The sequence below is a fragment of the Bradyrhizobium sp. 142 genome, from assembly GCF_023074015.1.
Taxonomy (GTDB): Bacteria; Pseudomonadota; Alphaproteobacteria; order Rhizobiales; family Xanthobacteraceae; genus Bradyrhizobium.
In genome coordinates, this window is the sequence record NZ_JADPKQ010000384.1 from 1 (window position 1) to 8,777 (window position 8,777).

7 protein-coding genes are annotated in these 8,777 nt (G+C 64.7%); 5 read left to right on the plus strand and 2 right to left on the minus strand.

Going from position 1 to position 8,777, the window contains the following annotated elements:
* The first annotated feature begins 393 nt into the window (after positions 1 to 393).
* From IVA82_RS35000 to IVA82_RS35015, 4 genes are all read left to right on the plus strand, one after another.
* Positions 394 to 1,341, plus strand: a complete 948-nt coding sequence (locus IVA82_RS35000) for a TAXI family TRAP transporter solute-binding subunit (RefSeq protein WP_247387408.1) — start codon at positions 394 to 396, stop codon at positions 1,339 to 1,341.
* Between the two features lie 232 nt (positions 1,342 to 1,573).
* The gene (locus IVA82_RS35005) at positions 1,574 to 3,685 is read left to right on the plus strand and encodes a TRAP transporter permease (RefSeq protein WP_247387409.1); all 2,112 of its coding nucleotides are present in this window, start codon (positions 1,574 to 1,576) and stop codon (positions 3,683 to 3,685) included.
* Complete coding sequence (locus tag IVA82_RS35010; RefSeq protein ID WP_247387410.1) at positions 3,646 to 4,059, plus strand: DUF1850 domain-containing protein; 414 nt, start codon at positions 3,646 to 3,648, stop codon at positions 4,057 to 4,059. Before IVA82_RS35005 ends, IVA82_RS35010 begins: the two co-directional genes overlap by 40 nt.
* Before the next feature lie 91 nt (positions 4,060 to 4,150).
* Positions 4,151 to 4,957 (plus strand): glucose 1-dehydrogenase, encoded by an 807-nt coding sequence (locus IVA82_RS35015; RefSeq protein ID WP_247387411.1) that lies wholly within the window; start codon positions 4,151 to 4,153, stop codon positions 4,955 to 4,957.
* A 188-nt stretch (positions 4,958 to 5,145) separates the two neighbouring features.
* Here the strand turns inward: IVA82_RS35015 and IVA82_RS35020 are convergent, their stop codons facing one another.
* Both IVA82_RS35020 and IVA82_RS35025 read right to left on the minus strand, forming a co-directional pair.
* Complete coding sequence (locus tag IVA82_RS35020) at positions 5,146 to 5,916, minus strand: hypothetical protein (RefSeq protein WP_247387412.1); 771 nt, start codon at positions 5,914 to 5,916, stop codon at positions 5,146 to 5,148.
* Positions 5,917 to 6,168: 252 nt separating this feature from the next.
* On the minus strand, positions 6,169 to 7,713 hold the full coding sequence (locus IVA82_RS35025) for a sodium:proton antiporter (protein ID WP_247387413.1): 1,545 nt from the start codon (positions 7,711 to 7,713) through the stop codon (positions 6,169 to 6,171).
* Between the two features lie 100 nt (positions 7,714 to 7,813).
* On the opposite strand from IVA82_RS35025, the gene IVA82_RS35030 reads away from it, so the two are divergent.
* Positions 7,814 to 8,590 carry a hypothetical protein gene (locus IVA82_RS35030; protein ID WP_247387414.1) on the plus strand — a complete coding sequence of 259 codons (777 nt, stop codon included), beginning with the start codon at positions 7,814 to 7,816 and terminating at the stop codon, positions 8,588 to 8,590.
* Positions 8,591 to 8,777 lie beyond the last annotated feature (187 nt).

Below are 8,777 nucleotides of genomic sequence, written 5' to 3' on the forward strand. Positions count from 1 at the left end.
CCCTTTTCTGTGTCTCGACAACCAGAAAGTATCCGGTTCACGCTGGATTTGCCGGGCATGCGCTGCGGCATAGTGAATCATTCCCGGGACAGCCCTGCCGCTTGCGGGGGAGGGGTGGGGAGAGGGTGTCTCCACAATGGGACAATCCCCTAGAGGACAGAACCCTCACCCGCGCCTTCGGAGCGACCTCTCCCGCAAGCGGGAGAGGTGACCGAGTCCGCAGCCCAGTCGATCCGACTCAAGGCTGAAGTGCGTTACGTCGCCGCACCTGCCAGGTTCCCAATAAGTCGAGCCGTAACGTCCGTTTACCGCATCACTGTTTGGCCTATTGGATGGGTTGACCCGGTCGCCTCATCCGGCCAATTTCCCGCCGGTTTGGGGAGTATAAAAATCATGAAACGGACGTTTTTCGGCGTGGCCGCGGCTCTTGCTCTGGCGGCGTCGGCACCTTGCGCGCAGGCGCAATCCTTCATCAACGTGCTGACCGGCGGCACCTCCGGCGTCTACTATCCGCTCGGAGTCGCGATCGGAAAAATCTATGGCGACAAGATTCCGAACGTGAAGACGCAGGTGCAGGCCACCAAGGCCTCGGTCGAGAACCTCATCCTGCTGCAGCAGGGCCGCGGCGAACTGGCGTTCACGCTGGGCGATTCGCTCAAGGCCGCCTGGGACGGCGAGGAGGAGGCGGGCTTCAAGACCAAGCTCGACAAGCTGCGCACCATCGGCGCGATCTATCCGAACTACATCCAGATCGTCGCGACCGCCGAGTCCGGCATCAAGACGCTCGCGGACCTCAAGGGCAAGAGCCTCTCGGTCGGCGCGCCGAAATCCGGCACGGAGCTGAACTCGCGCGCGATCCTCGCCGCCGCCGGCATGAGCTACAAGGACCTCGGCAAGGTCGAGTACCTGCCGTTCGCCGAATCCGTGGACCTGATGAAGAACCGTCAGCTTGGCGCGACGCTGCAATCGGCCGGGCTCGGCGTGGCCTCGCTGAAGGATCTCTCGACCTCGAGCCCGATCACGGTGGTCTCCGTGCCGAAGGAAACCGTCGACAAGATCGGCCCGCCCTTCATCGCGGCGACCATTCCCGCCAACGCTTATACCGGGCAGGACAAGGACGTGCCGACCGCGGCCGTGATCAACTATCTCGTCACCAGCTCGGCGGTGTCGGACGATCTCGCCTATCAGATGACCAAGCTGGTCTTCGAGTCGCTGCCGGAATTGCAGAACGCCCATGCCGCGGGCAAGGAGATCAAGCTCGAGACGGCGGCCAGTGGCAGCCCGGTTCCGCTGCACCCCGGCGCGATCCGCTACTACAAGGAAAAGGGGCTGATCAAGTAAGGTCAGGCTCTCACAGTCGGACGTCACGGCCGGGCAAAAGCGTGAAGCGCGTCTTCGCGCAGATGTCCCGGCCATCCACGTTCTAAGGCTAGGCGAGAAAGATCGTGGGTGCTGCCCGGGTCTTCGCCTCGCCGAAGCGGCTTCGGCCGCGCAGGCGGGACAAGCCCGGGCATGACGGTTTGGATAGGCCTTGCCGATGCTATAAGCGCTGGACGATTTGGGACGAGTTGAAATGCTGGAAAAGGCAGAAGGCACCGAAGCGCCGATCAAGGTCGAGTTCGACAATTTCGAGCACGGCTTTCCGGAAGGTTTTGGTCCGGGCTGGTGGGGTCATCTCGCCTACTGGATCGGCATCGCCTTCGCGACCTTCCAGCTCTATGTCGCCGCCTTCAACTATCTGTCCAGCCAGGTCGTGCGCGGCGTCCATGTCGGCTTTCTCATTCTCCTCACCTTCGGCCTGATCGGCAATTTCACCGCCAAAAGCGATTTTGGCCGCGCGCTCGGCTGGCTGATCGGCGGCGCCGGATTTGTCTGCGGGCTCTATCAGTGGATCTTCTACGCCGATCTGATCGCGCGTGACGGCGATCCGACGCGGCTCGATCTCGTAGTCGGCACGCTGCTTGCGGTCCTGATCTTCGAGGGCACGCGGCGGCTGATGGGTGCGGCGCTGCCGCTGATGTGCGGCGCCTGTCTGGTCTACTGGTTCTTCGGCCAGTATTTGCCGTCGCCGCTCAACCATCGCGGCTATGATTTCGACCAGATCATCACGCATCTGTCGTTCGGCACCGAAGGCTTCTACGGCGTGCCGATCTACGTCTCGGCGACCTATATCTTCCTGTTCATCCTGTTCGGCTCGTTCCTGGAGCGCGCCGGCATGATCCAGCTCTTCACCGACGTCTCGCTCGGGCTGTTCGGCCGCACCCGCGGCGGTCCGGCCAAGGTCGCGGTATTCGCATCGGGCATGATGGGCACGATCTCCGGCTCCGGCGTCGCCAATGTCGTCACTGTCGGCCAGTTCACGATTCCGCTGATGATCAGGTTCGGCTACCGCCGCGCGTTTGCAGCCGGCGTCGAGGCCACGGCGTCGATGGGCGGGCAGATCATGCCGCCGGTGATGGGTGCGGTCGCCTTCATCATGGCGGAGACGCTAGGCGTCCAGTACTCGGAAATCGTCAAGGCGGCGGCGATCCCCGCGGTGCTCTATTTCGCCTCCGCGTTCTGGATGGTGCATCTGGAAGCCGGCAAGCACGGCCTCACCGGCATGAAGCGCTCGGAAATCCCAAGCGCCTGGAAGGCGCTGGTGACGCGCTGGTATCTCGTGCTGCCGCTCGCGGCGCTGGTCTTCATGCTGTTCGAAGGTTTTACGCCTCTCTATGCCGGCAGCATGGGTCTCGCGCTGACGGTGGCGTTGATTCTGGGCGCCAGCATCACGGCGGGCGTCTCTCACACGGCGATCCGCTACATCTTCTGGATCGGGCTCGCGCTCGTCGTCGCCGCGCTGTCACGTGATGGCCTCCAGATCGTGCCGGTCGCTGGCATCGTCGTTGCCTTGATCGTCATCACCGCGTTCGTGCGCGGCGGGTTTGCCGCCCTGCGCGCCTGCCGCGATGCGCTGGCCGAAAGCGCCAAGTCCGCCATCACCGTCGGCATGGCCTGCGCCATTGTCGGCGTCATCATCGGCATGATGTCGCAGACCGGCGTCGGCACCATCTTCGGCGGCTGGGTGATCGGTCTCGGCGAGAAGAGCCTGTTCCTGGCGCTGATCATGACGATGCTGCTGTCGATCTTGCTCGGCACCGGCATCCCGACGATCCCGACCTACATCATCACTGCCGCGCTTGCTGCGCCCGCGCTGGCAAAGCTCGGCGTGCCCCTGATCGCCAGCCACATGTTCGCGTTCTATTACGGCATCATGGCCGACCTCTCGCCGCCGGTGGCGCTGGCCGCGCTCGCGGCAGCGCCGATCGCGAAGGAGAATCCGGACAAGATCGGCTGGGAGGCGATGCGCATCGCGCTTGCCGGTTACGTCATTCCCTTCATCTTTGTCTATTCGCCGGCGCTGATGCTGCAGGCCGGCGATCCCATGGCGGCAAAGCTCGGCTTCTACGGCGCGGTGGCGCTCGCGAGCCTCAAGGCGCTGGTGGCAATCGCGCTGTTCGGCATGGTCGCGATCGGCTTCCTGTTCACGCGCCTGACGCTGCTCGAACGCGTGGTCGCGCTCGGCGCCGCGTTATGCCTGCTCGGCGATTTTCCATTCAGCGACGCCGTGGGCTTCGTGCTCGCCGCCACGCTGGTGCTGTGGCAATGGCGGCAGCGTCCACCGGCGCCGGTCGAGGCGATGTGAGCCTCTGCTTCGCAACAGCGGGAGGTGTGAAGGCGCTGGCGCTTTCCGCGTTCACGCTGGTGTGGACGCACTCGATCGAGAAGGTCGACTGGCAGGAGGATTGGCGCGTCACACCGGCCGGCCTCGAGCTCGTGCAGGCACGGGTGAAGGGCACGGGCGCCGGCATGGAGCCGCCGCCCGAAGCGCGGCTTGTCGACGGCTGGTTTCAATGGCAGCCGAAGCGCGGTCCGATGCAGGAGGTCGTGCTTGGCAATTCCGATGCGGCCGGCGAATGGCGGCTATGTCATGACGGCGCGTGCCGGACGCTGTCGGAGATTGTCGGCCATCCCATCGGTGCTAACGTCACCACGATGAAAGTTTGTAACGATCCGTAGCCCGGATGGAGCAAAGCGTAATCCGGGGACAGTCGCCCCGGATTACGCTTTGCTCCATCCGGGCTACTAATAATAACCAGGGAGAAACGCGATGGATCGGCTCAAGGGCAAGGTTGCGATGGTGGTGGGGGCCGGCTCGATCGGGCCGGGCTGGGGCAACGGCAAGGCCACCGCGGCGACCTTTGCCCGCGAGGGCGCGCAGGTATTTTGCGTCGATCGCAATGGTACCGCGGCCGAAGAGACCGCGAAGATCATCACCGACGAAGGCGGCAAGGCGGCCGCCTTCACCGCCGACGTCTCGCGCGCGAGCGAGGTCGAGGCGATGGTCGCGGCGTGCCTCAAGGCATACGGCCGCATCGACGTGCTCGACAACAATGTCGGCATTGCCGAGATGGGTAGCGTGGTCGAGGTAACCGAGGAGAGCTGGGACCGCGTCTTCAGCGTCAACCTCAAGAGCGCCTATTTCGCCATGAAGCACGTCATCCCAGTCATGGTGGAGCAGGGCGGCGGCTCGATCATCAACATCTCCTCGATCGCCTCGATCCGCCATATGGGCATCTCCTACGTCACCTACGGCACCTCGAAGGCGGCGATGAACCAGATGACGCGCACCACCGCGATCGAGTTCGCGCGCCATCATGTGCGCGTCAATGCGATCCTGCCCGGCTTGATGAAGACGCCGATGGTCGCACATTCCGCCGGCCTCGCCGCCAGCTACGCCAAAGGCGATGTCGAAGCGATGTGGCGCGCCCGCGACGCGCAGGTGCCGATGGGCCACATGGGCGATGCCTGGGACGTCGCCAATGCGGCGCTGTTCCTGGCGTCGGACGAGTCCAAATACGTGACGGGGATCGAACTCGTCGTGGACGGCGGGATTACGTGCAAGGCGGGGGCGTGAAGCAAACCTGCAAGACCCGTCATCTTGAGGTGCGAACGCTGCGGTGCGCAACGCGCCGGAGTGCGAGCCTCGAAGGATGAGCGGCCGAGCTGTAGCAGCTGGGCCGTCACCCTTCGAGGGCCGCTGAAGAAGCGGCCACCTCAGGGTGACGGAGTTACTTCCTGCTTCGGCTACTCAATCACAGAGACCTACTGCGCCAGCGCCAGAATCCCGCCGGCGAAGGAATGCCACGCCGCCGTCTCGCTGATCGGCCAGTTCAGCACCTTCGCCGCCAGCACCGCCAGCGTGCCGTAGACGTAGACCGGATGCACGCGGCCCTCGGTGCGCCGGTCGCGCACCATGGCGACGACGAGCAGCAGCGAGGCGACGACGGCCGGCGCGATGGTCACGGGCACCGGCGGCGGACCGGGCGGTCCGGGAGGCGCGAGAAACGTGAGGAACCAGCGCGCGATCGCGGCGTCGAGGATCGAGACCGCGGCGAGCAGCATCAGGCGCTTGTGAATTTCGGGCTTTCGCGTGTTCATGATCGCGAGCACGAACACCACGGCGAAGAACGCGATCCCGCTCATCGGCACGATAGAGAAAGCGATGCCGGCTTCTTTTTGTCCGAGCGCGGCGGAATGCTGCATCACATGCACGGAGGCGAGGAAGCCGAAGATCGTCATCGCGGTCGCGAGCGACACGCCGGCGATGCCGAGCGAACGGTGATTGACCACGCGGCCCGAGGCAGCGAGCCAGGTCTGGAGCACGAAATAGAGGGTCCAGGTAAAGAACAAGAGTCCGTGAAAATGGATCACCGGGCTGGTGGAGAATGTCCGGTTGACGAGCGGCACCCAATAGGTCGGTGCGAAGCCGAGAAACGCGGTGGCCGCGCAGGCCAGCGCCATATGGAGATAAAAATATCGTGCAGGCGACGCATCACGCGCGCGGACACGACGGTCGTCAGTCAGGGTCGTCATGAGGGATGAGTCTGGGGAGGTGGCGTTTGGTTCAATGTTGTTCGCGGTGCAATGGGCTGCTGCCCCAATCCCAGCCGTCGTCCCGGACAAGCGTAAGCGCAGATCCAGGACCCATAACCACAGGCCGCTGCAATGGGCACTCTGGTGGCTCCAGCCCGCTTCAAATGGATATTCGGGGCTATGGGTCCCGGATCGGCGCGCGCTTTAGGCGCGCTTGTCCGGGACGACGGTGGAGTTTGGCGATGGAGGGATTCATCCCCCGGCGCTCAACTCCGCGCGATCAAGCTCTTCCTCGATCCGGTGGAATGCGTCGTCGCCGATCACTTCGGTGGCACGCAGGTCGAAGATCGATTTTCGCGCAGCTTCGATGGCGCGGCGGCGCAGGGGATCGGCGGGCAGTTCGCCATTGGCGATGCCGCCGTGCGGATCGTCGTCCGCCTGCATCAGGATGGCGCGATATTCGAGCCGCAGGATTTCCGCCTCCTCCGACGGATCGTCCTCGATGGCATCGAGCGCCGCGCGATAGGCGACCGCACGGGCGCGCGCGACCTCGATGCCGACGGGATCGTCGTCCTTGAGGCCGAAGGCCAGGATCAGCGGGCGCAGCGTCAGCCCCTGCACGACTAGCGTGCCGAGCACGACAGCAAAGGCACTAAAGACGATGAAATCGCGATAGGGAAAGCTTTCCGGCAGCGCGAAGGCGGCGGCGAGCGTGACGAGGCCACGCATGCCGCACCAGGAGATGATCAGCCCGCCTTTCGGTGAGGCGACGGCCTTTGGGTCCTTCGGATGATAGATCCCGTGCGCCATCAGCGCGCGCAGCGTCGTGCGGTAGAACGTCACCCAGGCAAGCCGCACCAGGATCACCGTGAGCAGGATCCAGGCTGCCGCCATGCAATATTCCCAGCGCACGTCCGCATCTAGCCGCGTCCAGATCGGCCGCATCTGCATGCCGATCAGCATGAAGGCGAGTACGTTGAGCACGAACACCATCGTCTCCCACACCGCATAGGACGGCACCCGCAGCCGTGCCGGCATGCGGGCCGGCGCCGTGCGCGCGATGGTGATGGCGTAGACCACAATGGTGAGAATTCCGGAGAGGCCGAGATGCTCGGCGGCGATCCAGATCATGAAAGTGGTGGCGAATTGCACGATGATCGCGCTCGGCGCCTCCGTCACCCGCTCCATGAACAGCGGGATGATGCGGCCTGCCAGGAGGCCGGCGATGACGCTGCCGACAAGAGCCAGCACCATTGTCGGCGCGACCTCGCTCCACGTCAGGTGCTCCGTGGCGACGGCGCCGACCGCGATGCGATAGATCAGCAGCGCGCTGGCATCATTGAGCAGGCTCTCGCCCTCCAGCACCTTCACCATACGGTAGGGTAGTTTCACCTGGCTCAGGATCGCGACCGCAGCCGCGGCATCCGGCGGCGCCACGATTGCGCCGAGCGCAACCGCAGCGGCCCAGGGCAGGTCCGGCATCAGCCAATGCGCGACCAGCGCGACGCCAGCCGTGGTCATACCGACGGCGGCCACGACCAGGGTCGAGACCGGAACCCAGTTGTTGCGGAGATCGCGCAGCGACGTGTCGAAGGCGGCGTCCAGCAGCACCGGTGCGACAAAAAGTGCCAGAGCCAGGTCGGGCTCCAGCGTCCAGGACGGGCTGGATGGGATGAAGGCGATCAGCGCGCCGCCGATGGCGAGGAAGGTCGGGTAGGGGACCTTGATCCGCCGCGCCAGCGCCGATAATGCAACGGCTCCGAGCAGCAGCGCGATGATCCATTCGAATGTCGACAATTGAGAGCCCCGAAACCGATTTGAGCGACGCCACAAGCTAGCATCAATCCGGCCGCATGATGGATAGTAAGGCCACAAAGCAAGGCTTCCGACTACAACAATGCGTTTCACCGTCCCGATCGAATTTTCCGGTACCGTGCTGCTTTGCGCGCTCTTGCTCGGTGCAGCCTATGCGGCGACCGGCAGCGAGCCGGCTGCGGTGGCGCAGGTCGACATCGCGCCATGTCTTACGGCTGCCGCCGCCGACGACATGGACAACGCGGGGCCAGCCTGCGCCGCGGTGATCGACAACGAGAAGACGGCGAAGCCAGACCTGATCAAGGCGCTGATTGCGCGCGGCGCGCTGCTGGCGCGACATGACCAGACCGACCGCGCCATCGCCGACGATAGCCGCGCGTTGCAGCTCGATCCGACGCTTGCCGACGTCTTCAACGCGCGCGGCGAGCTCTGGCTGAAGAAGGGCGACCGCCCCAGGGCGGTGCAGGATTTTGGCGCGGCGCTGAAAATCGATCCGAACCACGAGCAGGCCAAGGCCAATCACAAAGCGATGGCGCGTGAGCTGGAGCGGATCGGCGCACAGATGGCGGTCGCCGGCAAGCCCAGCTTCAATTGCAGGAGCGCGCGCCGCGCCGTGGAGAAAGCGATCTGCGCCAACCGCGAGCTCGCCGATCTCGACCGCGAGGTTTTTGCGGCCAACGCGCGTGCGGTCCGCGAGGCGCAAAGCATGCGAAATCCCAATCCCGACGCGCGCACGCTCCAGCGCGAGCAGGACGATTTCATCGCCCGCCGCAACGCGCAGTTTGAGCGGCCCGGATACGATCTGAAGAAGGCGATGCAGGAGCGCTTGCTGCGGCTGAACGGGGTGGATGGATATTGAAATTCTTCGCCTCTCCCCGCCAGCGGCAGGGCGATCGCATATGGATTTCACGAGGATTGTCCGCGGGCTTGCTCCGCCTCTCCCGCTTGCGGGAGAGGCCGACGCGCTCGCAGAGCGCGGCGGGTGAGGGCTCTCGCCACGGCGGGATATCCTCCCCAATCTCAACAATCCCGACGCGGAGACACCC

Excerpts from the sequence above, each read along its gene's own strand:
- IVA82_RS35020 (WP_247387412.1), bottom strand. The coding sequence starts at position 5,916 with ATGACGACCCTGACTGACGACCGTCGTGTCCGCGCGCGTGATGCGTCG.
- IVA82_RS35010 (WP_247387410.1), top strand. The coding sequence starts at position 3,646 with ATGGCGGCAGCGTCCACCGGCGCCGGTCGAGGCGATGTGAGCCTCTGC.
- IVA82_RS35015 (WP_247387411.1), top strand. The coding sequence starts at position 4,151 with ATGGATCGGCTCAAGGGCAAGGTTGCGATGGTGGTGGGGGCCGGCTCG.
- IVA82_RS35030 (WP_247387414.1), top strand. The coding sequence starts at position 7,814 with ATGCGTTTCACCGTCCCGATCGAATTTTCCGGTACCGTGCTGCTTTGC.
- IVA82_RS35000 (WP_247387408.1), top strand. The coding sequence starts at position 394 with ATGAAACGGACGTTTTTCGGCGTGGCCGCGGCTCTTGCTCTGGCGGCG.
- IVA82_RS35005 (WP_247387409.1), top strand. The coding sequence starts at position 1,574 with ATGCTGGAAAAGGCAGAAGGCACCGAAGCGCCGATCAAGGTCGAGTTC.